Here is a 23,699-nt window from a genome sequence, read left to right on the forward strand (position 1 = left end):
CTGCCTGCGCTTTATCCATAAGCGCTAGAGCCATTTTTACCTTGATGTTTGAGCCAGCACCCAGTGGTTGTCCATGCGTGCAGGTTGAAGCGCACCTGCATGCGCAAGGTGCAGGGGCTGGGCGGTCTGGGGCTCGGCGCTTTGCAGCAGGCTGTGGTCCTGCCCTGCCGCCCAGACTGTGGAGCCGCCTTGTGCGTCAACGGTGCTTGCCAGGGCGCAGACCTCGCTCAGTGCCATGCGGGCGGTGAGCTGGCCCTGCAGGTCAAACCACGCCACGCAGCCTGCGCGTGGGCAGCTCACGGCCCAGCCGTCAGGCGCAGTCACGATGCTGCCGCCATAGCCTTGCAGAGACAGAGCAGTGTGGGCCTGAGAGGCATGCAGCGCGGCGGAGGCGTACAGCGTCTGCCCATCAAACCTCGCATGCACAGGGGCCGCAAGGCGATCCGCAGGGGCGTCATGTTCGGCCTGCAAAGCAATGCCCAGCGTTTTGCCATCCAAACTCCAGGCCAAATGGCGCAGGCTCAGCCGCGGGTCTGGCAGCCGCCATTGGCCCATCAGGCGGCCCGTGGTGGCGTTCAGCCGTACCAGAGACGAATCCATGCGGTGCATGTCGCGCTTGGCACGCCCTGTCTCGGGGGCGGTGGGAACGCCGCCATTGGCCACCAGCAGGGTGGGGCCACCGGGGCTGTGCAGGTCCCAGATCAGCTCATGCGCGTCGATGCCGTGGGTGGGCCATTCGGCCAGCTTTTGCAGTGTGCGGGCATGGCGCACGCCCACCACGCTGGCACCGGTTTCCACATCGGTTTCGGTGGTGTAGAGGCATTCACCGTCCTTGCCGACCATGCCTGGCAGGCCAGCCAGCACATGCCCATTGAAGGTGCGATCCGGAAAGTGGCTGTCGGCCGACTGCCAGTGCCACAGCGCAGTCGCTTGGGCCTGGGCCGGGCACCAGCGCACCAGCCAGTCGCCGGGGCGGCGTGCCACGGCCACGATGGAGCCATCGGCCAGAGGGAACACGCCGTGGGCACGCGACGGTACTTCCAGCGCTGCGTGTACTTTGAGCCCTGGGCTGTTTTGGCTGTGTTTGCTGGGGGTGGAGGACACTATGGAGGCTGTGGCCACCAGCAAGCCGATGAAGTAACGGCCTTGCACTTCCCACGCTGCGGCCAGATAGACGGGGGCGTCAGCCGGTGCTCTTGTGTCGCCTTTCACCCTGGTGGCGACACGCGCCGTGGCTGCCTGCACCGGGCCTGGCAACAAGGCACAGGCCCCCAGGCCTGCTGCGCCCGCCAGCAAGGCCAAGGCCTGCCTGCGCGGCAGGGCGGGGTGGGGCAGGGTATCAGTCTCCATCAGCGTCCGAAAAGCCAATGCTCACCTGCAGTGCAGGGGCCACTTCAGATTCGGCCAGAAACTTCAGCGCGGCCAGGTCCCGTGCCGCCTGCTGGATGGCGGCCTTGCCCTGCACCCCGGTGCGTTGTACCTGGGCCATGGATGCATCCACCTTCTGCACCGCCTGCTGCAGCTTGTCGGCCAGCGGGTTCAGGCCCTTGCCGCGCAGGTAGGTGGCCAGCGGTACCAGCGCGGCTCCGGGCGCGGGCACGTTAGCTGATGCGGCCTGCACCGTCACGCTGCGCAGGCCCTGCCAGGTGGCAGCCCAGGAGGCCAGCGTGGTCTGGCTGGCGCTGCGCGGGTAGTCGGGGGCTTTGCTGCCTTGCGCTGCACGCAGGGGCTTTTCCATCTGTGCCCAGCGCAGGCGCTCAATGCCCCCTACCCACTGGTTCACAAACTCGCTGATGGCCTGGGTGGAAGCCTCTTGCTGTTCCTCTGCGCCCCAGTCGGTCTGCGCTGCGTTGGCAAATGTGGCAGCCACGGCGGTGGCCTCACGGGCTATGTCCAGCGCCACTTCGTTTGCGTAGCCACAGGCGGTGGTGCCCGGCTGTACCGGACGGGTCCACAGTAGCCATTCCAGTGCGGGCAGGCCCTTGGCCGGTGTGCCAATGCGCTCCATGGCGGCGGCACCTTGCGGCTGGGTTGGTATGGCCTTTTCGATCAACGCCGGGCGGGTGGGTGCAAAGTCAATGGCGCGCTGGGTGCGGCGCGCAATCACCGGGCCAATCGCCACGGCAGACAGCGCCTCCCACTCTCCCGCTGTACTGCGCCATGCGCTGCGGGCCTGTTGCAGCGCGGCTTGCGCATCGGCCCCTGGGCTGGCTTGGCACAGCGCTGCCAGCGCCCCGGCGAGGGCCTGTGCGCTGCGCTCCCAAGCCTGCGCCTGCGGCGTGGCGTGGTGGGCGTAGATGCCTTGCAGCGCATGCACTGTGTCATAAAAAGGCACGGCCTCGCGTTGCCATGCGGGCCTGCTTTCCGTTGCCTGCGGAGGCTGTGGGCTTCGCGCCGTCTGTGCATGGGCGCTGCCGTGCAGCCCAGGCATTGGCGCACAGCCCGCCCAGGCCAGCAACAGCGCTGCGGCTAACCGGGCTGGCAAGGCCTGGCCCGTGGGGGGGAATGGATGGCTATGGCGTGTGCTCATAAGGACTCCACAAACTTCACCAGCGCTTCGCGGTCGGCCTTCTTCATCTTCAGCACTTCTTCGCGCGCCGCATCGGCCTCGCCGCCGTGCCAGAGGATGGCCTCCAGCACGCCGCGTGCGCGGCCATCGTGCAGCAGCCGGGTGTGGCCGTTCACGTCCTTGATGAGCCCGATGCCCCACAGCGGCGGGGTCTTCCACTGGCGGCCATTGGCACCAAAGTCGGGTCGCCCATCTGCCAGCCGCTCGCCCATGTCGTGCAGCAGCAGGTCGGTGTAGGGCCAGATGCGCTGGCCGTTCAATGCCTTGCTCGTCAGGTGCGGAAACGGCCCGCCCTGCGTCACGTAGCTGGGCCGGTGGCAGGTTGCGCACTGGGCTTGCGCAAACAGGGCCTGCCCGCGCAGCACCTGGGCGTCCTGGGGGTTGCGGCGTGCGGCGGGGGCCAGGGTGGCCTGGTAGAAGATCACATCGTCCAGCGTCTTGTCGTCAATCTCCACGCCGCTCTGGCCTTGCGCCGCAGCACTCTTGCCGCTGGGTGCGGCCAGGCAGTCCTTCTGCGCCGGGGTGCAGGCTTCGTTCGCAAAATGGCGCGAGGTGATGCCCATGTCGCCCAGAAAGGCCCCGCCCGTCTGGTGCGCAATGGTGGCCACGTTGGCCTTCCAGCCAAAGCGGCCCAGCATCATCCGGCCCGAGGGGGCGTCCCACACCTGATTGGGGGTGCCCTTGATGGGGCCAGGCGCAGCCGCCTGGTCTGCCGCGTTGGCCAGGATGTCGGCCTCGGCAATGGCTTCGAGCAGGCCCACGCCGATGATCTGCGGGGCAATGCGCGGGCTCAGCATCACATCGGGGTGCATGGGGCCGTAGCCCAGCTCGGCAAAGCCGTACACGGGCTTTTGCAGCGCGTAGGACGTGCCATCAGAAAACTTGCCCTTGACGGTGTCGTAGCGCAGCGTGACGCGGCCCTCGGGCTTCACACCCTGGATGGCGGCGTTGTTGAACTGGTCGCCATAGACGGGGTCAGGCCTGGGGCCGCCGTGCGCATCCGTGCCGGGGATGGACAGGCGGATCAGCAGCGCCACCGTGGGGTCCTTGGTCTCACCCAGGCGGTTGAAGATGGCGGGCGGCTCGCCCCGGCCATCCTGCACATGGCAGCCCCCGCAAGACCGCGCGATGAAGTGCGGGCCCAGGCCATCGCGGGCCTTGGTGGAAGCCGGTGCCTCCACCCAGTTGCGGCGAAAGAATGAGTTGCCAATCACAAAGCGCGTGCGCTCGTCGTCGGGCAGGTTGGCAGCAGGGAACGAAAAGGCATTGCGCCCCGTGGCGTACACCGTGGTGTCTCCGCCGGTCTTCTCGCCCAGCGGGTCTGGCTGGGGTGCGGCCGTCAAGGCACCAAAGCCCAGGCCCCCCAGGGCGATCACCCCCATGCTGGCTGCTGCCAGGCGCAAGGCGCGCCTGCTTTGATGGAGACGTTTGGCTTGCGGAATCTGCATGTTCAAGGCTGCACCAGCGTCAGTTTGGTGATGCCGATGGCGTTGGCCGCGGCGACCAGGTCCTTGCTTTGCTGCGTGAGGCTGTCGATGGCCTTCTGGATGCGCTGGCGGCCAGGGGCCTCCTTGCCGCCGATGATTTCGCGGTCAAACGGGGCCTGTATTGCCTCGGTTGCGGCGACCGACGCGGCTATCTGCTGCGTGGTCTTCTCGGCCAGGGCTGCGTCATTGGCAGCCACCAGGTCGCGCAGCGATGGGCCTGCCAGCAGCGTGCCGTCGGCTTGCTGGTACTTGCCCAGCCACACGTTCTGAATGCCCTTGGCATTGGTCACCGCGTCGCGGTGGGTGTTGTCGGAAAAGCAGGAGTGCTCGTCTTCCTGGTCCTGGCTGTTGAGGGCTACTTCCAGCCGCTCGCCCGCCAGCTCGCCGCGCGACAGCGACCCCAGCCCCACCAGCATCTTGCGCACCGATTCGCGGTTGCCCTGTACAAAGCGCGCGCGGTAGTTGTTCTTCACATCGGGTGCCCAGGCCTTGACCAGCGTGGTGAGGTCGTCAATCAACAGCTCCGTCACCACGTTCAGGTACTGGCGTCGGCGGTCTGCGTTGGGGGCCTTGCCGTCCACAAAATCTTCAAAGTTGCGGTCACCGGGGCCGGTTTCCGAAAGGTCCTGACCCCACAGGAAGAACTCGATGGCATGCCAGCCGGTGGCAATGTTTTCTTCGCCGCCGCGCTCATTCTGGGCTGCGAGGTTCTTTTTGTTGATCACGAACTTGCGGTTGTTCACCAGCCCGGCGTTGGGCTTGCCCTGCACGCTGTCCACAAACGATTCGTCCATGGGCCAGGCATTGATGCGGCCTTCAGGGCCTTTGTCGTTGTCGATGGGGCCGCCGTAGAAGCGGAAGGCTTCGGTCTGCCCATAGAACTCGCGCGCGGCCAGCCAGGTCTTGCGGGCCTCGGCCAGGGTTGCAGCAGAAGGCTGCACAGTGAAGGCGCTGATGGCCGTTTGCATCGCCTTGGCAGCATTCAGGGTGTCGCTGTAGCTGGTGTGAACAAGGTGCGCATAGTGCGCCACCACCTGCTGGGCTGTGGCGCTGCTGTCGTTCGTGCTGGCTGTGCTGGGCGCAGGCAGCGAAGGTGTCTGCGCCCAGGCTGTGCCAACCGCTGCGCCCCATGTGCCCACGCAAAGTGCCAAGGCGGAAAGAATCGGGGTGAGCGGTGCGGTTTGCATGAGGACTCCTGTGAGGTGATGGCAGCCAGCCGCAGCGTTGAAGCCGCCGCTTGCCAGAGAAAGGACTGCGTCCACCGGAAGTGGAGCAGCAGAGGTGAATCTTCTATTTTATGTGAATGATATTGATTTGTATTTGTTTTAATGCCGAGGTGACAAGGGAATAGCTGAAGCACGGCGCGAAAACTCAGCAGGAGCGGATGCTCACCACCGCCTTTCCTTTGATCGCCTTCAGCTTGGCTGCCATCAGTTCGTATTGTTCCCAGGGAAACGGCACGCCATAACCTTCGGTCTCCCAGTAAGGCGGGTCGAGATAGAACAGTGTGTGAGACCGGTCATAGCGATCAATGCACGAGGCCCAGTCCAGGTTCTCGATATACGTCCCCGCAGCCAGGCGTAGATGGGCAGCTGACAAGTTCTCCTCGATTCTTAAGAGATTGATGGCTGGCGCCGTCGTGGCGGTGCCGAACGTCTGGCCTGCTACCTTTCCACCAAAGCTCTGCTGCTGCAGGTAGAAGAACCGGGCCGCACGCTGCACGTCCGTCAATGTCTCGGGCCGAGTTTCCTGCAGCCACTTGAACACCTGGCGACTGGTGAGTGCCCATTTGAACTGGCGGACGAACTCCTCCAGGTGGTGCGTCACCACCCGGTAGAGATTGACCAGGTCGCCGTTGACGTCGTTCAGCACCTCGACGTCGGCGGGGTGGCGGGCAAAGAACACGGCTGCTCCGCCCGCGAAGACTTCCACGTAGCAGCTATGGGGTGGGAACCTGCTCAGCAGCAGGTCGACGAGGCGGCGTTTGCCGCCGATCCAGGGAATGATGGGAGCCATGAGGCCCTTTCAAGTCTGGCGCTCCCTGGCGCGCTGATGGGGGGCTCTCGGCCCTCAAGGTATTGATTGCCCCGCAGCGGGGGCATTTGATGACGAGGCGGGTGTATTCGCCTTCGCCAAGTTTGCGGGCGCATGCGCCGCATCTGATTTCATTCATTGCAAGCCGGTTTCTATGGTTGAAACTTCCGATAGACTCGCCGCACTCTGATCAGAGTGGCGGGCCTTGTCGGCTTGCAGGCTGCTTCTGCAGGTTGGGGCTTGGCCAGGTGTTAGCGCACCTAGCCAGGTCGCCCGTCTTTTACTAGTTTTGGCCCCCTTCCTCGGGCCAGCCCTGAAGAGGGTCAACCGCCAATACCTCTTCGCGGCTCGTCGCGGCCCCTACGAGGTCCTCCAGCCGTTGTCTTGCGCCGGTCAGCGTACCGTGCACAGTTCTATAGGCGTTATCCAATGCAATGATTCGGGTGGCCAGCTCGGCGCGGTCAATGCCGCGTACTGCGGCGGCCGCGTCAATCCATGGGGTTTGAGCGCCCGGATCAGCCAGCAAGGCCCTCGCTTCCCCGGTTTGCACTGGCCAGCTTTCCCTTTCGCTGGCGGGATATCGCGCAGAAATCACCTCCATGCGGCGCTCGTACTCGGAGTTGATGGCCGCAACAACGGCCGCCTTATCGGCTGTCAACCGAGCAGCAATTTCAGCCGCTCGGGATTCGATTTCAGCGGGGTTGAGCGGCCGCACTTCCCAGCCCTGTAGCCATTGGCCGTTCACTTCTTTGGGGCGCGTTGGCTCCAAGCGGCTGGTGGCGGAGTCATAGACCGGAACGGGCTCCAACACCAGGGGGGCGTAACCTTCACAGGGCTCAAAGGGGCTAGGGAACAAGGTGTTCGGATGCCCCGCACGAATCTCGTGCTCTGTCACTGGCCAGCGGCCATTTTTGGTATCGATGTACTGTGTCATACCTTACCTGCTGCGTATGGATAAGAGCGGTTAGGCCCCCAGATGATGCGGGCGCGCATTGCGCTGACGCTGATCACCTGGCCTGGCGTTACCGCGATGTTGTTCTTCCAGGCCAAAGCTGCGCCGCGCTGTCCGGGCGAGCCGCCCCCCATTTCTCCCTCATAAACATCGGGTGATCCTCGGCCGCCGCCAGAACTGGCGGTGGAGTCGCCAAAACCGCCCCCGCCGCTATCGCCAATGCCTGATATGCCCACGCCGCCACCGGGACCGGCATAGGTGTAGTCATAGTTGCTGTTGCCGCCTCCGAACGCGCCCTTGTTGACCCGGCTTGCGGACCCGCCGCCCCCGCCGCCCCCGCCTTGTCCTGCACTGCCGCCAGAGCCGTTCCAGTTGACCGTCTCAGAGGCTTCCAGGTCCAGGCGTTGTTTTTCCAGTTGCGCAATGTTCAGATCGACAAGTGCGCTGCCCGCCTGGCCATAAACCCGGTTTTGGGCTTCCAAGGCGGCCGCCTGTTCGTTAATCGCCGTGGCCCCCTGGCGCAAGCCGGACACCAGCGCAAGCTGCGGCTTGATGAGCAGGGTGTCCAGGTCACGCGCTGAGGCGTTTTGCAGGTTGATGCGCTTTTGTTCCAGCTCGGCCAGCTGCCCCTCTACGGCCGCGCGCTCGCGCGCCATGTCTTTGCGACCTTGCAGCAGTGCCAATTCGGCGGACAATGCGGCCTTGTGCCCGTCCAGCTCCTGTAGCCGCAGCGCAGTGCTTCGCTGTAGCGCGGCGTATTCGCTTAGTTGGCCTTGCTGACGCAAGGCATCAATAGCGTCCAAGCCGTCGGCAGTCTCTGCTGCCAGCAGCTTGTAGCCTTGGCGTGTTGCCTCGATTTGCGCGCTTAGGGCATCTTTGGCCGTGGCTCCGGAGCCCTTTTCTTCGTACTTTTTGTTGATGCCCGCGATCCGCTCACGCAGTTCGCTTTCCTTGAGCAAACCCGCTGCAATGAGCGCCTGACCTTCGATCTGGGCCTTGCGCACTTCCTCGTTCCGCTTGTCCGCCTTGGACTGGAACTGTTCTCCCTGCTTCTTCCAGTCGAAATACAGGCGTTCGTTGGCGGAACGTTCCGCTTCAGCGGCCACCAGTCGCTTGGCTTGCCGCTCATCGCTTTCTAGCAGGCCAAGGCGCTGCTTGAGGATTTCAATTCCTTTTTCAAGTCCCGAGGTGTCCGCATAGGGGTTGAGCGCACGTTTGGAGGCCAGCTCTTCCTGCTGCTTGGAGAGCCGGTCGCGAAGTGCGGCCATCGCGTCGGTTGGCGTGGACGACCGGCCCACGTTCAGCATGGCGTCCCAGCCCCGTTTAGCCGCCGCCGTTACCCTGTCCCATGCAGACTCCAGATAGCCCAGATTGGCCTGCATTTCATTCTTGCGGGCCTCAAACGCCTTCGCGTAGGCGTTTTGCGCCACTGCGGCGGCCTCCTCCTTGCGGCCCTGTTCATCCAGCGCCTTGATCTGCTCGTACACGGCCACCGTCAGGTAGCGGTACTGCTCGTTGAGCTTGACGCTGGCGGCCAGCGGGGCTTTGCCCAGTTCTTCCAGGTCAGCAATGGTCGCCTTGACGGGAACGCCCACGTAGCGCTCCAGGCCCATGGCCACCTCGGTGAAGTACTGCAGGTTGTCGCCCGCGATACGGCCGCCCGAGGCCATTTGGGCCAGCACAGCGGCGGCTTCGCTTTGCGTGCCGATGTTGGCGCTGACGGCCCGCGCCATGTCGGAGAGCTGGGCTACGCTGGTGCCAGCTGCGTTGCCGGACATGACGATGGCGCGGCGGAACTCGTCGGCCTCGGCCGAGCCCTGCTTGTAGGCCAGCGCAAGCACTGCTGCCGCCCCTCCGGCAAGTGTGAAGGGGTTGACCAGGCCGAGCGCCGTGGAGCCGAGTGCGCGCACGGCGGGAACGATGCCGCCGAACATGTCGCGCAGCTGGCCGCCTTGCTGCAGCAACACCGTCATGGGGGCCTGGCCGCCCTGCAGGCTGACGACGATATCGGTGATTTGTGCGGGCACACCGCGCATGGCGGCGGCGGTCTGTTTGGCGGAGACGCCCAGCGCCTGAGCCTGGCGGTCAGCAGCGCCCAGCGCCTGCGATGCGCTTTGGCTTTCCTTGGTAACGGCGCTGAGAGATGCGCCGAGCTGGTTGCTGGCGGCGGTCTTGTTGACCTTGGCCATGGAAGCGTCCAGGGCCTGGTTGGCGCTGGTAGCGGCTGCAATTCCCTGCTGGGCCTGGCCTGCGGCGGCGCTGGTGGCCGCGCCGAAGCGCTGGGCCTGGGCGGTGGCTTTGTCCAGCCCCCCGGCCGCTGCAGAGCTGCCCGCATTCAGCTCTGCGGCAAACGCCTGTGCGGTGCGCCCGGCCCTGGTGAATTCGGCGGTGTACTGCGAGGCGTCCGCTTGCAGTTTGACCGCTACGTTGAATTCATTGGACATGGGCGGGCGTCTTTCCTTTGATGGTGGGCTCTAGGGCTTGTTCAGGTGCTTTTTGGCTTCGTCTTCGAGGATGCGAACCATCCAGAAGACATTGCGGCGCTTTTTGCGGGGGACCTGCAGGAAGTCCATGACGGTCGGCAGCGCTGTGTAGTTGAGGCCCTGGCGGTAGGCACCGCCCCAGCCAGCAACGACGATCCAGTTGGTCCACATGGCGTCGAAGACCTCCCAGCCCTGCCACTCCTCGGGGGAGAGTTCAAAGTCCCCCTCGGGCTCCGGCTCCAGCGCTCCATCGGCCATCGCCGCCATGGCCTGGTCTGGATCAGCCCCCAGCAACGCCCATTGCTCGCGCAGCTCGGCTTGTTCCTCCTGGGGGCTTTCAGCGCCGCGCCGCGTCAGGCTGTGGCGGACGGCGCTGCGGAGTTTTTTGCGATCTCCGCTGCCTGGCGGGCTTTGCGCCCTGCGTCAAAGTAGGCGGTGACCAGCGCGGCTTCGATGCCGTCCCATTCCTCCACCACTTCCTCGCGGTTGGCGGGCGTGTAGGGAATGCGGTTGTGTGTGAGGTCGGTCAGGTCCCAGTCCACCAGCACGGCGTCGAGAAAGTCTTTGTCGTTGGCGGGCACGGCGTCGAGCTGTGCCTGGATTTCGTAGCGGTCGTCTTCAGTGAGGTGGGAAAGCTGCAGCTGGGCCCGCAGCCGCTCGCGCGCGCGTTCGTCCATGCGGCCCGCTGCCAGGCGGCGGTCCATGTCTTTGCGCTCGGAGGTTTTGAGGCGCTTGTAGCGGGCGCGGAAGCTGACGGTGGTGGGCTCGCCCTCGTCACCCACCAAGCGGTAGATGACGGGTGCCCAGAAAGCGACGGATGCGAGGACGACGGCCATAAAAGTTCTCCTGTTTGAAATCGGGTTGCAAGGGTTGTGGGGGTGGCTATCCGCCGGCGAGAAATGCGCCGGTCAGACGGTGATGGACCACTCGTCATTCCCCGCGTTGGAGGGAATGCAGCGGAAAGGCACGGTGATCATGTGAATGCCGTCCACCTCAGAAAACGTGGGCTTGCCGATCTGCGCCAGGGGCACGGACAGCGACACGGTGTTGGTGGCGGCCTGGCCGTGCTTGAGCAGCAGGGGCACTTTGGCGCTGGTGCGGGCCATGGCCAGCCAGTCTTTGGTCGCTACATCGGTGTCGCGGAAAGTGACGCTGCCGGTGGAGGTGCGGCCAGTGATTTCGGTGGTGTCCACGTTCATCAAGTCCTGCTTGACGACCTGGTTGCCGAAGTCGAACTGGAAGGAGTTCGCGGCGGCGGTGTAGCCGTCAATCGAGAACGTGGTGTTGAGCTTGTTGACGCCCAGCGGCCGCTGAAACGCCGAGTAGTTGACGGCGGGCATGGCGGCTACGTCTTCCACCGGCACAAAGGAGCCGGTGAACTCGAATTGCCACTTGGGGATGGCCTTGGCATCGCACACCACTTTGGCGTTGCCCCGTGCCCCGGCCATTTTGTACAGGCGCTTGTCGATGGTGGCGTAGATGGACAGCGACTCAATGTCGTCTGTCACCGGTGCGAACACGGTGTTGGGCGTAGGCGCGGGTGCTGGCGTGTTGGTGGCGCTGGCCGCGCATGCGCGCAGCAGTGGCGTGAAGCCGGGCAAAGTGCCTGCGGGTGATACGCCCGCGTAGCCCACGCTGAAGGCCACCTTTCGGTACAGGGTGACCATGCTGGTCTCGCTGGCCCCAAAGTACGGGCGAATCACGCCCTGGTCTGCTTCATCGCCCTCAATCGGCGTGAGCGTTACGTCGCTGACCTCAATGGCGTTGGCGGCGGTGACCACGGCCAAAGTGCCGACCGTGGCCTCGGTGACGGCCAGGATGGCCATCTTGCGGAAGAACTTGGGTGCGCTCATGGGGCGTCCTTTTCGGGTTGATCAGGGGCTGCGGGGGCGGCTTGCGCCTTCAGGCGGGTGCCGTCGCTTTGGCGGATGAACAGGCCGCCGCGTCCGTGGTGCTCATCGGGCGCGGTGGGCTGGGCCTGCGTGGCAGGAACCAAGGCGGCGGCTCCGCTGTTGGCAGCGGTGGCATCGGTTTGCGGCGCGGTCTTGTTCTGCGCCTTGGTGGTGTTTTGGGCATCGGGTTTACTCACGGGTTGCTCCTGTAGTAGCTCTTCACATGAAACTCATCGGCCCACCACATGCGGCCATCGCCCCCGAACTCGACCAGCTCGCCGCCCAGGAAGGTGACGGGCTCGCCCGTGTCCTCGTCGGGCACAAAGCCGACCAGGGCGGCTTTGACCTGTTGGCGCGACTGCACCAGGTCCAGCACGCCGGAGCTGCCTGCGGGTGCTTGCGTTTGCACTACCTGCAGCACGGCAAAGACCTGGGACAGCCACTGGTCCACCGCGCCGGTGTGCTCCAGCTCGCTGCCGCGCTCTGACATGGGGATGACGTAGGCGGCGGGCGCGGCCAGGTTGCTGGCCATGGCGGCCTCCAGGCCTGCGGCGGCCTCAATCTCGCGCATGCCGGTGGTTCGGGCGCGCAAGCGGTCCAGGAATGGAGTGACATCCATGGCGAGGCTCAGTGAAAGGACCGCAGCTGGCTGCGGTTGAAGACGGAGGGCGCGCTGTCAAAGCGCACCTCGGTGGCACCGCCTGGCACATTGGCCGGGGCTGCAGGGTCACCCGCGCCCAGGCTGTATTTGCCTTGGGCGAGCAGGCCCAGCATCTTCAAGGCGTCGCGGTAGTCGCGGGCTACGGGGTCCTTGCCCTCGTCCGAGATGCGCGACTTGTTCAGCAGGTAGCGGGTGATGGAGCGCGCCCAGGCGGAGAGCACGCTTTTGCCGGTGCTGGTTGGTGGCAGTGCCAGCGGCAGCGTGTAGCCGCGCTGTGCCAGGTAGCCGTCAATCAGCGCACCGGCCTCGGCAATGGCGTCTTGCACGCGGGCCAGGGCCAAATCTGCGGCCGCAGTCTGTGCGGGCGTCCAAGCGCTGCGGTCTTGGCCGCGCAGCGTGGCGTCCATGAGCGCGAAGTCGCTCACGGGCTGGGCATCCGCGCTGGCGAGCTGGGCCAGTTCGCGGGCACCTGGGCGCTCTGCAAGTTCTGTGGTCGTGATGTAGGCCATGGTGGGGGTCAGTTCTCTGCCTGGGCGTCTTCGCCGGTCAGCTCGGCGGCCTGCTCTTCGGGCACTTCCAGCAGCTGGGTGACCAGCAGCGGCTCTGTGGTGAGCTGGTCGTACTGGGCGCGGGTCAGTTCATCCAGGGGGACGTGGCTGGTGCCGTGCCATTCGCGGCCTGCGCGGCGGAATCCGTCGCGCTTGGCGATGACCTGCAGCATCTGGCGCATGCCTGGGCCAGGCTGGCCTGCTGTGGCGGCAGCGCTCTTGCTTGCAGCGGCCTTGGCTGGCTGGGGGTTCTTATTGGCGGTTGCCATGGGTGTTGCTCCTACGGGGTTGGACTGGTGGGCGTGGACTGATGGGAGGTCAGGCGGTGAGCCAGGGGCAGACGACAACCTTGGACAGGTTGCGCATCACGTTGCTGGCACCGTTGGCCAGGCGCTCGGCCTGAACCACTTCCAGCGCCTGCTGCTCCAGTGAGGGGGGCACCCACAACTCGGCGCTGCGGATGACCAGGGGCTTGCCGTTGTCGCCCCGGAAGGACTGATGCTCAGCGCGGGCGTCGGCGTAGCTGTTCACGTCCAGCGTTTGCTTGCTGGCGTAGGCGAGTTGCCACAGGCCCAGGCCTGCATTGCCACGGCCATCGGCACCCCACACGAACTCATTGCGGCTGAATACGTTGTCGTCGCTCAGGCTGGTCTTGGCCTGGAAGGCGTAGTCGCGGCGCTTTTGGTAGATGATGGGTTTGATGACCTTGGTGTTGTCCACCAGGAACCAGGCCGCGCCACTGCCGCCCTGGAAGTTGCTGACGCTGGTCTGCGCGCCAGGCGAGCCCACGGGGTGGTCGGTGTCGAAGAAGTACTGGCCGTCGTAGCAAGGCGTGGTGAAGCCCGCGTTCAGCAGACTGAAGACCAGCTCGTCGGGGTGCAGCGCGGCGTCCTGGCCGAGCTGCTCGATGACGGGCTTGTAGACGCCGTACTGGTCGTCCTCGATCTCGTCGCGGCCTACCGATACGGTGTTTTCAAAGGTCTTGTTCTTGATGGCGTAGTCGTGCGCGACCAGGTTCTGGTACTGGCGCTCGCCGATCCATTCGCGGAACTTGGTGATCTTGCCGAGCCAGCCGTACTTTTGCTCGCTGGTGGTGCTAGGCACCAGCGTGGCGATTTGCGACCACATGGGCGCGGCGCTGGCCAGGCCGCCCGCAAAGGCGGCGCTGAACGACTGATTAAGGATGGCGAGGTTGCTGTGATTGATGATCATGGGTTGAAACTCCGTTGCAATGCGCGTTAGCGGAAATCGACCCAGACGCCGTCGGCATCCACGTCGAAAACCTTCCCGGCCACGCTGCGCGTGTTGCTGCCGTTGGTTTTGGCGACCGTCTGGTCGTCCACGATGAAGCAGTCCGCCCCCACGTCGGCCAGCGTGATGGCGTCGGCCGCTGCGGAGTTGGCAAAAAGGTGCGGGCCTTTGCGGCAGCGCACACGGATCGCGCCCGCTGCGCCGCTCAGGTTGTCGGCGCGGTGCTCGGCAACGCCTACGGCTTTGAGCGTGGTGGAGGTAGCGCCTGGCACGGCAAAGCCAGCGGCGTTGACGCAAACGATGGCCCCGCCAAAGATGCGGGTGGCGGCGGCCACGGGTGGCTCTACCTGATTGCCGTCGCGGCGGCGGCTGTTGCGGTCTTGGGTGAGTGCGGGCATGGGCTGAAGTACTCCAGTGGGTGGTGGGGTGGCCGTGCTCAGGCAGCGGCACCGGTGGCGATGGACGCGCCTGCCTTGCGGTAGGCCTCGGGCGAAATGCCCATAGCGCTGCACACGGCCAGTTCCTCGGCGCTGAGCTGCTGGTCGCCCGTGGCGGTGGCCACAGGAGGCTTGCCCCCGGTCTGCGTGCCTGTCAGTGCGGCGATGGGCTTGGCTGCGCCCAGGTAGGCGGTGAGCGCGGCCATGTCCTTTTTGCCCAAGTCACGCGCCCAGCCTTCCAGCGCGGGCAGCAGGCGGCCATCGGCCAGGGCGGGCTTGATCTGGGCTTCCAGATCCGCATCGAGCTGGCGCGCGGTGAGCGCGGCAATCTGGCCCTGCAGGGCTGTGACGGATTCGATGGGCACGTACTTGGCCGGATCGGGCGCGGCGGCCTGGGCTGTGCGCAGGCTGGTGCAGGCGGCAATCACTGTTTCGGCCGTGGCATCAGCGCCCAGTTGCAGCGCGGTGAGGGCAGCGGTGTCGCGTGCCTTGAGCTTGTTCAGGGGGCCGAGGTCCTTGAGCGCGGTAATGGCCGCGTCTTCGGTGGTGTTGTCGGGCAGGCCGAGGGCGGCCAGCAATGCTTTGAGCAAAGGGTTCACAGAGGGCTCCTGGGGAGGTTGGGGAAGAAATGCGGCGCTGGCGGCAGCTACCAGCGAAAGCGGCTGCATGCCGCTGATGCCGGGGTCATTGGTGAGCGCGCCCATGCAGATGGCGCGCACGGTGCCGGTCTTCTCGTCGTACTCAAAGACGGGGCTGAAGTAGAGGTATTCGCCCGCCGCAATGAGGTCGCGGGCGCGGGCGGTCAGGTCGGCAACGGCGAAGAGGCCCTGGCCATCGACCCAGCGCAGGTCGCGCATGAAGCCTGCGGCGGGCGCGGGCAGGCCGTTCTTTTCCTTGTGGAGGGTCTGGTGCTCGTAGTCGATGACGGCGGGCTTGCCGCGCGCCTTGAAGCGCTGAATGACCCCCTGCGCGCTGGCCGCGTCAATGCGCCAAGAGCCGGGCTCGAGTTCGCGCCCATCGTTGGGGCGGAACTCACCCGCTGGGGTGAGCTGCAGCAGTACGGAGCCTTCTGGCAGGTCTGCCTTGCCGGGCAGCTGAAAGGTGCAGGCCGCAATGGCCACAGCGGCAGCGATGGCGCTGCAGGCTGCGATGCGTGTAGTGCGGTGGGCGGTGCGTTGAGACATGCCGCCATGGTCGGCGGCGGGCGGGTTTAAGTATTGGGAACCAGGACCCTATTTGGATTGGCCTATGACCCAGTCTCGGATGATTTCCCGAAGCTCTTTGTCATCTGCGGCGCTGATGCCCAAATACGGCCGCGCGGGCATGTCGATCTGGTGCGCCGGGATATTGACCTGCTTGGCTGTCGCGTTGGCGTGCTTGCGACCGGCAAACAGGATACGCCCGGCTTCACTTCGATACCGGACTGTCGCTGTGCGTGCGCGCTTTTGGATGGGGCCGCCGAACTGATGGATAGCGCCCTGAACGGCATTAGTGCCCACGCGCACGGTGTCCTGGCCTTCTACCTGGTAGCGGATGCCGCTGCGCAGGTAGCCGCGCAGGGTAAGCACCTTGTCCTGGTTGTACTTTTTGCGCCGTTTGTAAGACGGTTTCAATGGTGCCCAGGGGGTACCGTCTGGAGCAGTCTGGGTTTTGAAGCGGGCCTGCGTGGAGGCGAGCAGGTATTCGCCGATGCGCGCCATCAGCTCGCTGCCAGGCAGCTCGGCCTGGCGCGCCAGCATCTGCCGCACCGCTTCGTCTTCCACTGAAAAAACTATGTGGGTTCCAGCCATTTTTGCTTTCCTCCGTACAATGAGCGCCGTTACAGGATGGAGCCCCCGCCAGGGCATCCGCCCCCAATCCTGGATGGGCCAGCTCGTGGCGGTGAGCTGGCCTTTTCATTTGATGAAGCTTTCTTTATGCCTCTCGGCGGTACAGCAGCACCCCTTGGCGGAACTTGTTGAGGTACTTGACGGTGCCGGGGTGAAAAATCGTGACGCCGGTCCAACCGTCCTCACCGCGCTCAAATACCGCTAGGGCTGCAGTGTCTTTGCCCCCCACCGCAAAGTTGCTGATGTAGCGGCGGCGCACGACGGCCTTGCCCAGTGTGTGCATCCATTCGAGGCGCAGCCAAATTTCGTCTGGCTCTTTGAGCGATTCGGCCAAAAGCGGCAGGTATTTGTCGCGGTCAAACTTGAGCACCTTCCAAGAGCCGTCGAATGCGGTGAACAGGTCTTTGCCGATGACCACGCCTTCGCCCACAGCGTCGCGGAATATCACCGGCTGCTCCATGGTGGCACCGAAGCGTGCCAAGAAGTCGTTTACGTAAAACTCAGGGGGTTGGTCAGTGGGCAGCGTGTCAAGCCCGGCAAGCCTTCGCGGTGGTGGTAGCGGCCTACCCGGCAGGGTGTCTGGCAAGCCGTCGGCATAAACGTTGGCGGCAGGCCCACCAGAGCGCGGTGGAGGCATGGCTGCCTTGAGCCGTGCGTTGCCAGGCGCGTATTCAAAGCCGGGGTCTATGCCCTCCGGAACCTGCACTTGGCGCGGGCCGTTGATGCTGCGCTGGCCGATGGTGCGCTCTACCAGGTTGACCTCGGGCGCTTGGTCGGGCCCGGTTTTGCCCAGGCGCTGCAGGTCGCGTGGCCACAGCCCGCGTACCTTGCAATGGCAGCCCCAGCCGTTGGGCGGGAAATGGGTTTGCCAAAACGGGTTGTCGCGCTCCAGCACCAGGCCGTCCCAGCTCACATGCAGGGGGCGCGGGTTCTGCACCCAGTCCTGGTGCTCGTATTGCCAGTATGGGGCGGCCTGCAGCTGCTGCCAGCGCCCGGCCGCGTAGCTGGTGGCCAGGTTGGTGTCGTAGATGACGCGGCTGCGCCAGTTGCGCCCGCCGTTGTAGTCCCAGCCGTGGGTGGCGACGATGCGGTCGAAGTCTTTGCGGAATTCTTCCAGCGTGGTGCCGCCTTCAATGGCTTTTTCAACGGCGGCGCGGAAGTCGGCCACTATCGCGTCGCGGTTGGCCCCGGCCACCACAAAAGCCCAGTCGTGCTCGCGGGTGTAGATGTCGGTCCAGCCATCGGTGGGCAGGTTGAGCTTTCGCCGGAAAAACTCGGCCTGCTCGGCAAAGGGCAGCGATCCGTAAGCGGCTGATGGCATGGCGGTGGCGCGGGAGCGTGTTTATAAACGTTTATGAGGCATGAATGCGGGCGCGGCAGTGCAACGGGGGCGGCTTGCCCCCTGCGGGGCCTTTACGCGCCCGTGGCTGCGGCTTCTTGCAATACCTCATACCGGCCCGCCATTTCTGCGGCGCGAAGGGCTACGGCCATGGCGGCGGCGTACTGGTCCAGCGTCATGCCGGGCAGCAGTGTGTCCAGGCCGTCGCGGATTTCTGCCAGTGAGCTGGCGCGCTGCACCAGGCCGCGCACCAGATCAATCCACGCGCCTACGGCGGGGGCCAGGTCACCCGCGAGCTGGGGCTGCATTTGCACGGGCGGTGGCAGCTCTGCGGGCGCTGCCCATCCAGCCGCTGGGGTTTGGGCGGTGGCTGCGGCCAGTGCGGCGGTGGCCTCACGTTGGCGGGGCAGCAGCACGGGCTCATTGCCCTGGGCGGTGGGGATGCCCAGCCGTTCATGCACCCAGGCCACGGGCGGGCGGATGCCCATTTCGACCAGGGGCGGCAAGGCCTCGCTAAACGTGGCCAGGTCTTCGCGCTCCTGGGCGTTGAGGCGGAACTGGGGGCAGCGGCGCAGGCCGCCTTGCGCCAGGCCGTTGATGGAGGCGATGGCGAAGACCAGGTCGCGGGTGAGCGTGGTGTTGGCCTGGCGAATGTCGCCGTCGCGCAGGTCCTTGCGCACTTCGTTGTGCACGTTGCCCAGGGCATTGGTGCTGCTCTTGCCATCTGCACCGCTGGTGAGGGTGCCGCCCAGGATGACTTTGGACTGGTTGCGTTCGCACCAGGTCATCATCAGCTCAAACGCTTTGGGGTCACCCGTGGCCGCGTCCTTGAACTCGATGAGCATGCCCTCGGGGATGATGCCCGCCGCGTTGTGGCCGATGGATGCCAGGGCGCGCAGCAGCGTGGCCTTTTCCTTTTCTGTGGCGCTGGCGGGGTATTTGCCGATGCGCAGCGGGATGCCGTAAATCTCCAAAAACTCGGCCAGGTCGCCCACGCTGTAGTTCTTGAACAGGTAGGGCCACACCAACTGACGGAACAGGGCCGAGCGCTCCAGGTAGCCGCTCTTGGCCTTGTGGATGTGGGTGACCCAGCCGAAGGGGGTGAGTGGGTCGCCCATGACGCCATCGTGGGCGGCGTTGGTGCGCAGGCGCAGCTCTTGGCGGTAACCCCGGTGCAGGCTGAACCAGGACTGGGGGCGGTGGGTGATGGTCTTGGGCACCCAGTAGCCCTCTACGCGGTGCCATTCGATTTCAAGGCATGCAAAGCCTTTGCCGATGGCGTCGGTGAGGTCGAAGACCATGTCTTCAAAGTCAGGAATCTCCATGAGCAGTTCGCTCAGCTGCTCGGCTGTCTTCTTCTCGGTAGCGTCGGCCCCCTCTGGCGGAACTACGTCCCAGTCGAGCACGCAGGCGCGGCGGCGCTTGCCCATCTCGGCGGCAATGTGGCCGTCTTTTTCTTCCATGTCCTCAAAAAGCTCAAACTGGGCGGTGAGGTCGCCGTTTTCGGCTGCGTCAAGGATGCGGGCCAGGCGCGATGGGGTGAGCCCGCGTGTGGGGTGCGACTGCAGTTCGCGCTGCAAGTGCAGAAGCCGCGAGGTTTGCGGCTCTTGCAGGTCGGGCATGGTGATGGGCTGGCCGTCTGGGCCAAGGATGCGGGAGGTTGCCATGGCGGGTTACCAGTGGGAGCGCGGCTCGACCAGGCGCAGGTAGTCTTCTGCGTCGTCGTCCTGGCCGTCTTCGGCCGCGCCGAGGTTGTCAAAGCCGCGCGGCAGCGCGGGCATGGGGGTGAAATCAATGGCGGCGCTCAGGTTGAGCGTGGCAAACCAGCCCAGGGCGAGCATGGAGGCAGCGTCGCCATGGCGGTGCAGGTCCGGGTCCTTCACGTCCTTGCGCCGGGCCTTTGCCACCATGGGGATGCCGTCCACCTCTTCAATGGCGCGCAGGTCCTGGGCCATGTTGGGGTCGGCTGGAATGTCGATCATTCCGTCCTCAAAGCCCTGCACCAGCTTGGGCATCCAGGTGCCGTACCAGCCCCGGTTGAATTTGACCTGGTGCACATGGCTGTGGCCGAACTCGTCGGCCGTTTCTTCTGCCAGCGTTTCGCCGTTGCCGCCAGCGTCCATGGCCCCGCCGCAGCGGCGCGGCAGGTGCCTGATGGCGTGGTGGGTGATTTGCTTTTGCTGCGCGTAGGGCACCTTGTGCATTTCGATGACCAGGGGCACCTCGCGGCGCATGCCAGCGGTGAGGGCTATAGCCCCCCAAATCGAAAAGTCGCGGTGCCGTGCGTAGTCCTGGCTGAAGACGTGGCGGACGGTTTTGTCCAGCCGCTCCAGGGCCGGGTCTAGGTTGCGCTCGATCCAGTCGGCCACCCAGGCGGTGCGCTGCTCGGGGGTGTTGCGCACAAAGTCATCGTCCAGCGCCAGGCGCAGCACGCAGGTTTCGGTCAGGGTCATGGCCTGCTCAATCCATACGCCTGGCAGGCATACGCCGTTGCCGTCGCGGGGGATGGCGTCCAGCTCTTCGCGCATGGCGGCCTTGCGCACGCCGTAGCCGTTGCGAATCTTGCTGTACCAGGCCTTTTTGCTCTCCAGCGTGGGCGGGGTGCCTTTCATGAAGCACACGCGCTCGTACAGGCCATTGGCCACCGCATCGTCAAACGTGACGGTGACCACCCGCGCGTCTTCGCCATAGCGGCCCGCCTCAATGTCGCGGCAGAACTGGGCGAAGGGGTTGTTTTTGCCGTTGTGCGAGCTGATGACGGTGATCTGGCCGCCCCAGATCAGCAGCGCGGTGGCGGCGTCGAGCACGCCCTGCACGTCGGGGTGGAATGCGGCCTCGTCAATTACTACATGGCCCTGCAGGCCCCGGATGTTGGCGGGGCGGCTGGAGAGCGCGCACACCTGAAACCCGCTGGCAAAGCGGATGCGGTAGGCGGTGATATGGCGGGTTTTGCCGGTGTCGTCCTGGTCTTCAAACAGGAACTCTTCCACGCCCGAGATGCCCTGGCCCTGTGCCTGGGCGATGACGCGGGCGAACTTGGCGCAGTAGCCGATGGCCTCCAGGCCCTTTTCCTTGGTGTCACCGATGTAGTAGACGTTGTCACCCCCGGCGCTTTTGCGCGCGGCGGCCACCAGGGTCTTGTTGAGCATGGTGCCGAAGGTGATGCCGGTGCGGCGGCCTTTGGGCACGGCGATGATGGCGGCCTGGATGGCGGCCACCTCGCGCTGGTGCTTCATCAAAACGCCATCGTCCAGCGGGTTGAAGCCTTCGGGGATGGAGCGCACGCTGGCGGGCAGATCGTCCCATTCCAGCGTGCGCAAGGTGGTGTCCAGGGGCTTGATGGCGTGCATGGTCAGCCCCCGATGCCCAGGAACTTGCGACGCCAAAAGTCCACCTGGCTTTCGTCCATGCCCTGGGCTTTTGCGACCTCCTGAAGGTTGGCCTCTTGCTCGGCCAGCAGTTTGCGGCGGGCGGCTTCTTCTACCGCCTCGCGTTCCTTGAGGCTCATGGTGCGGGCCTGCATGGCGGCGCGGGCTGCGCGGGCCAGCTCGGCCACTTCCTTGATGCTCACGTCTTCGCCGTGGGCGTTGAGGGCGGCATTGGTGGCCAGGGTTGTGACGGCCTGGGCGAGCAGTGCCCCGGCCTTGTCGCCCACGCCTTCGCCCAGCTCAGAGACCAGGGCGGTGGCGGCGGTGTCGATCTCGCGCATGCGGCCCATCATTTCTTCCAGGCTGGCGCGGTAGCGGTGCAAGCCGCTGCGGCTGACATCTGCGGCGGGAAACTTGGCGCGTAGGGCAGCTAGCAGCTCGTCAAGGGTGTGGCGGTCTTCGCGCAGCAGCTTTTCGAGGTACTTGCGGGCGGCGGGGTCCATGCGGGCGACCGAGGATTTACGGCCCATGGGTCAGGCTCCGGGGCGCTTGACGCCAGGCACGATGGCGCGGCCTGCGGCTACGTCTGCCCCGCGCTCGCTGAGCGTGGCCAGCAGGACGCTGCCAACTTCTTCGGCGGTGAGCAGCAGCTGCTCTTCCAGCCAGCGCAGATCAGACTTGACCTGGTCGCGGCTGGGCTCATGCCCCCAGCTGCTGAGCACGGTGTAGATGACGCTGCTGTTGGCCCGGTAGGCGGGCATTTCAGACAGGATGCGCAGGATGACCAGGCGGCGGTCTTCTGCGAGGTATTGGGCGTACTTGGTCATTTCTTGTTCAGCAGGTAGCTTTCGACACGGTCAACGCTGCGGCCCAAGGGCTCAATGCGGGCGGCGACGGTTTCGATGCCGCCGCGCAGGCGCTCTACCGTGGCCACCAGCTCGTGCAGTTGCGCCTGGCTGGGGACTTGCGCCATTTGCGCCTCCAGCGTGGTCAAGCGGGTGCGCAGCTCCAGCAGCTCTGCGCCGCTGGCCGATTGGCGACCGATGAACCAGGCGTAAATGCCAATGGCGGTCACGACGATCCACCGCATGGCCTCGAAACTGAATGTCATATCGGTGAAGCTCATCTGGCTCTCGCTCCCTTGCTTTTTTCTTGCTGCCACTGGCAGGCCACACACAGCTGGCATCCCGGCACCGCGCGGCGGCGGGCTGCAGGGATGTCATCTCCACATTCGGTGCATTCGGCGGCCGAGTCGGCCTCTGTCTTACCCGCCAGCCCGGCGCGGCGGGCCTGGTCGCGCAGGGCGTCGGCCAGCATTTCCGCTTCGCGCTGGGCGGCGCGGTCTATGTCGTCGGTCACTGCTGCGGCCCTCCGTCCATCCAGTTCAAAAGGTTTACAAAGCGGCCCGCGCACAGGCCATACAGGTCGTACATGGCCTTGAGGGCCTCGGCTACAGGGTCCACTTCACCGGTCAGCGCCGGGGCCTGGGGCGGCGCTGGGCACCGGCTGGCGTATTCCGCTGGCAGCGGCCTCTGCAGCCCGGTCGCGGGCGTCTGCAAGGTTGCGCATGACGCCAGCAGGAAAGACGCAACCAGCGCGGCTGTCAGCCGTTTGGGTGAGTTCATGGGTCAGCTCCCGTGTGGTTGCGGTGTTGGTGCGCTCTTGCTCTGCCATGGCGGCGCGCAGCGCGCGGCTGGCTGCGCTGGAGCGCTTGACCAGGTCGGCATGGGCGTTGACCTGGTCGGTCAGCGTCTTCAATGCAGCGGCATCCTGGCGGCCCTTTTCCAGTGCTTTGCCCTGGTCTATGCCGTAGCCATAACCGGCAATGCCGGTGGCTACGGCCAATACCAGGCCCGCAAGTGCAGCGGTGGCGGTGCTCATAGGCCCGGCCCCCATTGCAGGTAGCGGGGCTGCAGCACCACCAGGATGCGGTGGGGGTAGCCCAGGTTTTCTTTGCAATGCACGGCTGCGCGGCGGGCTGAGCCGCAGGCCGCGTCCACCTGGGCGCGAGAAGGCTGGGCCAGCCCGGTACTGGCGGCCTCCTGTTGCCAATGGCCTAGCCCGCCGTTGTAGCTGCGCAGGGCCACCCACATGCGCTCGTAGGGCGTGTAGCGGGTGGGCGTGCGGTCGTAAAGCCAGCGGTCGTAAGTGACCAGGGCACGCAGCGCCCACGCGGGGTTGTAGGGCTGGGGCGTAGCCAGATCGGGCGCTTGGCTGGCGATCCAGCGGGAAGTGGCGGGCATGAACTGGGCCAGGCCCTGTGCGCCGACGTGCGAGACGGCATCAGGCCGCCAGGCGCTTTCTTGGTGTACCTGGGCGGCGAACACTGCCACGGGCGCATCCATGCCCCAGCCTGCATGGGCGGTGCGAATGAGCAGTGAGCGGTATTGCAGGGCCGCCTGGGGTGGCTGGAGGCCTTGGGCGTGGACTTGGCAACTGGCGGCCAGCGCCGCAGCGGCCAAGGCCAGCCAGGCCAGGGCAGATAGAGGGGAGCGCCAGCGCATTACAGCCCCGCAGCAATGCCCAGCACCACGCAGCCGACCACGATGGCTCGGCGCAGCATGGCGGCGGTGTAGACGCGGATATAGGCCTGAACGACGGGATAGTCCACATCACCCTCGGGCTCATCGGTACCGTAGCGCCAGTCACGCTGCAAGTAGCCGTCAGGCCGGGCGTAGGGGAACAGTGCGCGGTCCAGCCAGTAGCCGAGGACGGCGGCCAGGGCGATCAGCGCAGCTTTGTAGAGCACCACCGGCAGTTGGGCCGGGGCGCCCTTCGGTTGCAGTGGATTTTGCAGGGCCATGCCTTTGACGGGCTGCGCCTGAAACAGGTTGCCGAAGCGCTCCAGA

28 protein-coding genes and 1 pseudogene are annotated in these 23,699 nt (G+C 65.4%); all 29 read right to left on the reverse strand.

The genetic code is table 11. The features are described from left to right. Nucleotides 1–36: 36 nt before the first annotated feature. Nucleotides 37–1,350 carry a DUF1513 domain-containing protein gene (locus tag AACH87_RS06100; protein WP_338797883.1) on the reverse strand — a complete coding sequence of 438 codons (1,314 nt, stop codon included), beginning with the start codon at nt 1,348–1,350 and terminating at the stop codon, nt 37–39. After that, on the reverse strand, nt 1,340–2,530 hold the full coding sequence (locus AACH87_RS06105) for an imelysin family protein (protein ID WP_338797884.1): 1,191 nt from the start codon (nt 2,528–2,530) through the stop codon (nt 1,340–1,342). Before AACH87_RS06105 ends, AACH87_RS06100 begins: the two co-directional genes overlap by 11 nt. Beyond that, nucleotides 2,527–3,951: a di-heme oxidoredictase family protein gene (locus AACH87_RS06110; RefSeq protein WP_338798865.1), complete on the reverse strand. Its 1,425-nt coding sequence runs from the start codon at nt 3,949–3,951 to the stop codon at nt 2,527–2,529. The genes AACH87_RS06105 and AACH87_RS06110 overlap by 4 nt, the downstream gene beginning before the upstream one ends. Nucleotides 3,952–4,019: 68 nt before the next feature. Next, the gene (locus AACH87_RS06115) at nt 4,020–5,243 is read right to left on the reverse strand and encodes an imelysin family protein (RefSeq protein ID WP_338797885.1); all 1,224 of its coding nucleotides are present in this window, start codon (nt 5,241–5,243) and stop codon (nt 4,020–4,022) included. A gap of 196 nt (nt 5,244–5,439) precedes the next feature. Further along, nucleotides 5,440–6,072, reverse strand: a pseudogene (locus tag AACH87_RS06120) (DNA adenine methylase); the annotation flags it as partial. Then, the gene (locus AACH87_RS06125; protein ID WP_338797886.1) at nt 5,996–6,229 is read right to left on the reverse strand and encodes a Com family DNA-binding transcriptional regulator; all 234 of its coding nucleotides are present in this window, start codon (nt 6,227–6,229) and stop codon (nt 5,996–5,998) included. The gene AACH87_RS06125 and the pseudogene AACH87_RS06120, both read right to left, overlap by 77 nt. Before the next feature lie 144 nt (nt 6,230–6,373). After that, a complete protein-coding gene (locus tag AACH87_RS06130) occupies nt 6,374–7,024 on the reverse strand; it encodes a hypothetical protein (protein WP_338797887.1) in 651 nt (216 codons plus the stop codon). Continuing rightward, complete coding sequence (locus AACH87_RS06135; RefSeq protein WP_338797888.1) at nt 7,021–9,486, reverse strand: phage tail length tape measure family protein; 2,466 nt, start codon at nt 9,484–9,486, stop codon at nt 7,021–7,023. Before AACH87_RS06135 ends, AACH87_RS06130 begins: the two co-directional genes overlap by 4 nt. A gap of 30 nt (nt 9,487–9,516) precedes the next feature. Further along, nucleotides 9,517–9,819 (reverse strand): DUF1799 domain-containing protein, encoded by a 303-nt coding sequence (locus AACH87_RS06140; protein WP_338797889.1) that lies wholly within the window; start codon nt 9,817–9,819, stop codon nt 9,517–9,519. Nucleotides 9,820–9,878: 59 nt separating this feature from the next. Beyond that, on the reverse strand, nt 9,879–10,361 hold the full coding sequence (locus tag AACH87_RS06145) for a phage tail assembly chaperone (protein ID WP_338797890.1): 483 nt from the start codon (nt 10,359–10,361) through the stop codon (nt 9,879–9,881). 72 nt (nt 10,362–10,433) lie between these two features. Further along, entirely contained in the window at nt 10,434–11,378 is a 945-nt protein-coding gene (locus AACH87_RS06150; RefSeq protein ID WP_338797891.1) for a hypothetical protein, read from the reverse strand. Next, a complete protein-coding gene (locus AACH87_RS06155; protein ID WP_338797892.1) occupies nt 11,375–11,614 on the reverse strand; it encodes a hypothetical protein in 240 nt (79 codons plus the stop codon). The genes AACH87_RS06150 and AACH87_RS06155 overlap by 4 nt, the downstream gene beginning before the upstream one ends. Next, nucleotides 11,611–12,036, reverse strand: a complete 426-nt coding sequence (locus AACH87_RS06160; RefSeq protein ID WP_338797893.1) for a hypothetical protein — start codon at nt 12,034–12,036, stop codon at nt 11,611–11,613. Before AACH87_RS06160 ends, AACH87_RS06155 begins: the two co-directional genes overlap by 4 nt. Before the next feature lie 8 nt (nt 12,037–12,044). Next, nucleotides 12,045–12,587, reverse strand: a complete 543-nt coding sequence (locus AACH87_RS06165; protein ID WP_338797894.1) for a DUF1320 domain-containing protein — start codon at nt 12,585–12,587, stop codon at nt 12,045–12,047. An 8-nt stretch (nt 12,588–12,595) separates the two neighbouring features. Then, the gene (locus tag AACH87_RS06170; protein ID WP_338797895.1) at nt 12,596–12,895 is read right to left on the reverse strand and encodes a hypothetical protein; all 300 of its coding nucleotides are present in this window, start codon (nt 12,893–12,895) and stop codon (nt 12,596–12,598) included. Nucleotides 12,896–12,944: 49 nt separating this feature from the next. Continuing rightward, complete coding sequence (locus AACH87_RS06175) at nt 12,945–13,838, reverse strand: Mu-like prophage major head subunit gpT family protein (protein ID WP_338797896.1); 894 nt, start codon at nt 13,836–13,838, stop codon at nt 12,945–12,947. A 26-nt stretch (nt 13,839–13,864) separates the two neighbouring features. Then, nucleotides 13,865–14,275, reverse strand: a complete 411-nt coding sequence (locus AACH87_RS06180; RefSeq protein ID WP_338797897.1) for a hypothetical protein — start codon at nt 14,273–14,275, stop codon at nt 13,865–13,867. Nucleotides 14,276–14,313: 38 nt separating this feature from the next. Further along, the gene (locus AACH87_RS06185) at nt 14,314–15,498 is read right to left on the reverse strand and encodes a phage protease (RefSeq protein ID WP_338797898.1); all 1,185 of its coding nucleotides are present in this window, start codon (nt 15,496–15,498) and stop codon (nt 14,314–14,316) included. Between the two features lie 48 nt (nt 15,499–15,546). Then, the gene (locus AACH87_RS06190; protein WP_338797899.1) at nt 15,547–16,104 is read right to left on the reverse strand and encodes a phage virion morphogenesis protein; all 558 of its coding nucleotides are present in this window, start codon (nt 16,102–16,104) and stop codon (nt 15,547–15,549) included. A 124-nt stretch (nt 16,105–16,228) separates the two neighbouring features. Next, the gene (locus AACH87_RS06195; RefSeq protein ID WP_338797900.1) at nt 16,229–17,464 is read right to left on the reverse strand and encodes a PBECR2 nuclease fold domain-containing protein; all 1,236 of its coding nucleotides are present in this window, start codon (nt 17,462–17,464) and stop codon (nt 16,229–16,231) included. Between the two features lie 92 nt (nt 17,465–17,556). Continuing rightward, a complete protein-coding gene (locus AACH87_RS06200) occupies nt 17,557–19,149 on the reverse strand; it encodes a DUF935 domain-containing protein (protein WP_338797901.1) in 1,593 nt (530 codons plus the stop codon). Between the two features lie 6 nt (nt 19,150–19,155). Further along, nucleotides 19,156–20,832 (reverse strand): hypothetical protein, encoded by a 1,677-nt coding sequence (locus AACH87_RS06205; protein ID WP_338797902.1) that lies wholly within the window; start codon nt 20,830–20,832, stop codon nt 19,156–19,158. Nucleotides 20,833–20,834: 2 nt separating this feature from the next. Next, nucleotides 20,835–21,380, reverse strand: coding sequence for a phage protein Gp27 family protein (locus AACH87_RS06210; RefSeq protein WP_338797903.1), 546 nt, complete (start codon nt 21,378–21,380; stop codon nt 20,835–20,837). 3 nt (nt 21,381–21,383) lie between these two features. Beyond that, the gene (locus tag AACH87_RS06215) at nt 21,384–21,677 is read right to left on the reverse strand and encodes an ArsR family transcriptional regulator (RefSeq protein WP_338797904.1); all 294 of its coding nucleotides are present in this window, start codon (nt 21,675–21,677) and stop codon (nt 21,384–21,386) included. Continuing rightward, on the reverse strand, nt 21,674–21,961 hold the full coding sequence (locus tag AACH87_RS06220) for a DUF2730 family protein (RefSeq protein ID WP_338797905.1): 288 nt from the start codon (nt 21,959–21,961) through the stop codon (nt 21,674–21,676). Before AACH87_RS06220 ends, AACH87_RS06215 begins: the two co-directional genes overlap by 4 nt. 11 nt (nt 21,962–21,972) lie before the next feature. Beyond that, a complete protein-coding gene (locus tag AACH87_RS06225; protein ID WP_338797907.1) occupies nt 21,973–22,209 on the reverse strand; it encodes a TraR/DksA C4-type zinc finger protein in 237 nt (78 codons plus the stop codon). A 105-nt stretch (nt 22,210–22,314) separates the two neighbouring features. Next, nucleotides 22,315–22,731, reverse strand: coding sequence for a hypothetical protein (locus AACH87_RS06230; protein ID WP_338797908.1), 417 nt, complete (start codon nt 22,729–22,731; stop codon nt 22,315–22,317). Further along, nucleotides 22,728–23,354, reverse strand: a complete 627-nt coding sequence (locus tag AACH87_RS06235; RefSeq protein WP_338797909.1) for a transglycosylase SLT domain-containing protein — start codon at nt 23,352–23,354, stop codon at nt 22,728–22,730. The genes AACH87_RS06230 and AACH87_RS06235 overlap by 4 nt, the downstream gene beginning before the upstream one ends. Further along, nucleotides 23,354–23,653 carry a putative holin gene (locus AACH87_RS06240; RefSeq protein WP_338797910.1) on the reverse strand — a complete coding sequence of 100 codons (300 nt, stop codon included), beginning with the start codon at nt 23,651–23,653 and terminating at the stop codon, nt 23,354–23,356. Before AACH87_RS06240 ends, AACH87_RS06235 begins: the two co-directional genes overlap by 1 nt. Nucleotides 23,654–23,699 lie beyond the last annotated feature (46 nt).

Source organism: Acidovorax sp. DW039, assembly GCF_037101375.1.
Lineage (GTDB): Bacteria > Pseudomonadota > Gammaproteobacteria > Burkholderiales > Burkholderiaceae_C > Acidovorax.

Coding starts and splice junctions, on each gene's coding strand:
- AACH87_RS06190 (WP_338797899.1), bottom strand. CDS start 16,104: ATGGCTGGAACCCACATAGTTTTTTCAGTGGAAGACGAAGCGGTGCGG.
- AACH87_RS06215 (WP_338797904.1), bottom strand. CDS start 21,677: ATGACCAAGTACGCCCAATACCTCGCAGAAGACCGCCGCCTGGTCATC.
- AACH87_RS06145 (WP_338797890.1), bottom strand. CDS start 10,361: ATGGCCGTCGTCCTCGCATCCGTCGCTTTCTGGGCACCCGTCATCTAC.
- AACH87_RS06185 (WP_338797898.1), bottom strand. CDS start 15,498: ATGTCTCAACGCACCGCCCACCGCACTACACGCATCGCAGCCTGCAGC.
- AACH87_RS06170 (WP_338797895.1), bottom strand. CDS start 12,895: ATGGCAACCGCCAATAAGAACCCCCAGCCAGCCAAGGCCGCTGCAAGC.
- AACH87_RS06180 (WP_338797897.1), bottom strand. CDS start 14,275: ATGCCCGCACTCACCCAAGACCGCAACAGCCGCCGCCGCGACGGCAAT.
- AACH87_RS06160 (WP_338797893.1), bottom strand. CDS start 12,036: ATGGATGTCACTCCATTCCTGGACCGCTTGCGCGCCCGAACCACCGGC.
- AACH87_RS06230 (WP_338797908.1), bottom strand. CDS start 22,731: ATGAGCACCGCCACCGCTGCACTTGCGGGCCTGGTATTGGCCGTAGCC.
- AACH87_RS06205 (WP_338797902.1), bottom strand. CDS start 20,832: ATGCACGCCATCAAGCCCCTGGACACCACCTTGCGCACGCTGGAATGG.
- AACH87_RS06135 (WP_338797888.1), bottom strand. CDS start 9,486: ATGTCCAATGAATTCAACGTAGCGGTCAAACTGCAAGCGGACGCCTCG.
- AACH87_RS06220 (WP_338797905.1), bottom strand. CDS start 21,961: ATGACATTCAGTTTCGAGGCCATGCGGTGGATCGTCGTGACCGCCATT.
- AACH87_RS06105 (WP_338797884.1), bottom strand. CDS start 2,530: ATGAGCACACGCCATAGCCATCCATTCCCCCCCACGGGCCAGGCCTTG.
- AACH87_RS06235 (WP_338797909.1), bottom strand. CDS start 23,354: ATGCGCTGGCGCTCCCCTCTATCTGCCCTGGCCTGGCTGGCCTTGGCC.
- AACH87_RS06210 (WP_338797903.1), bottom strand. CDS start 21,380: ATGGGCCGTAAATCCTCGGTCGCCCGCATGGACCCCGCCGCCCGCAAG.
- AACH87_RS06175 (WP_338797896.1), bottom strand. CDS start 13,838: ATGATCATCAATCACAGCAACCTCGCCATCCTTAATCAGTCGTTCAGC.
- AACH87_RS06150 (WP_338797891.1), bottom strand. CDS start 11,378: ATGAGCGCACCCAAGTTCTTCCGCAAGATGGCCATCCTGGCCGTCACC.
- AACH87_RS06115 (WP_338797885.1), bottom strand. CDS start 5,243: ATGCAAACCGCACCGCTCACCCCGATTCTTTCCGCCTTGGCACTTTGC.
- AACH87_RS06200 (WP_338797901.1), bottom strand. CDS start 19,149: ATGGCAACCTCCCGCATCCTTGGCCCAGACGGCCAGCCCATCACCATG.
- AACH87_RS06240 (WP_338797910.1), bottom strand. CDS start 23,653: ATGGCCCTGCAAAATCCACTGCAACCGAAGGGCGCCCCGGCCCAACTG.
- AACH87_RS06165 (WP_338797894.1), bottom strand. CDS start 12,587: ATGGCCTACATCACGACCACAGAACTTGCAGAGCGCCCAGGTGCCCGC.
- AACH87_RS06130 (WP_338797887.1), bottom strand. CDS start 7,024: ATGACACAGTACATCGATACCAAAAATGGCCGCTGGCCAGTGACAGAG.
- AACH87_RS06100 (WP_338797883.1), bottom strand. CDS start 1,350: ATGGAGACTGATACCCTGCCCCACCCCGCCCTGCCGCGCAGGCAGGCC.
- AACH87_RS06110 (WP_338798865.1), bottom strand. CDS start 3,951: ATGGGGGTGATCGCCCTGGGGGGCCTGGGCTTTGGTGCCTTGACGGCC.
- AACH87_RS06195 (WP_338797900.1), bottom strand. CDS start 17,464: ATGCCATCAGCCGCTTACGGATCGCTGCCCTTTGCCGAGCAGGCCGAG.
- AACH87_RS06125 (WP_338797886.1), bottom strand. CDS start 6,229: ATGAATGAAATCAGATGCGGCGCATGCGCCCGCAAACTTGGCGAAGGC.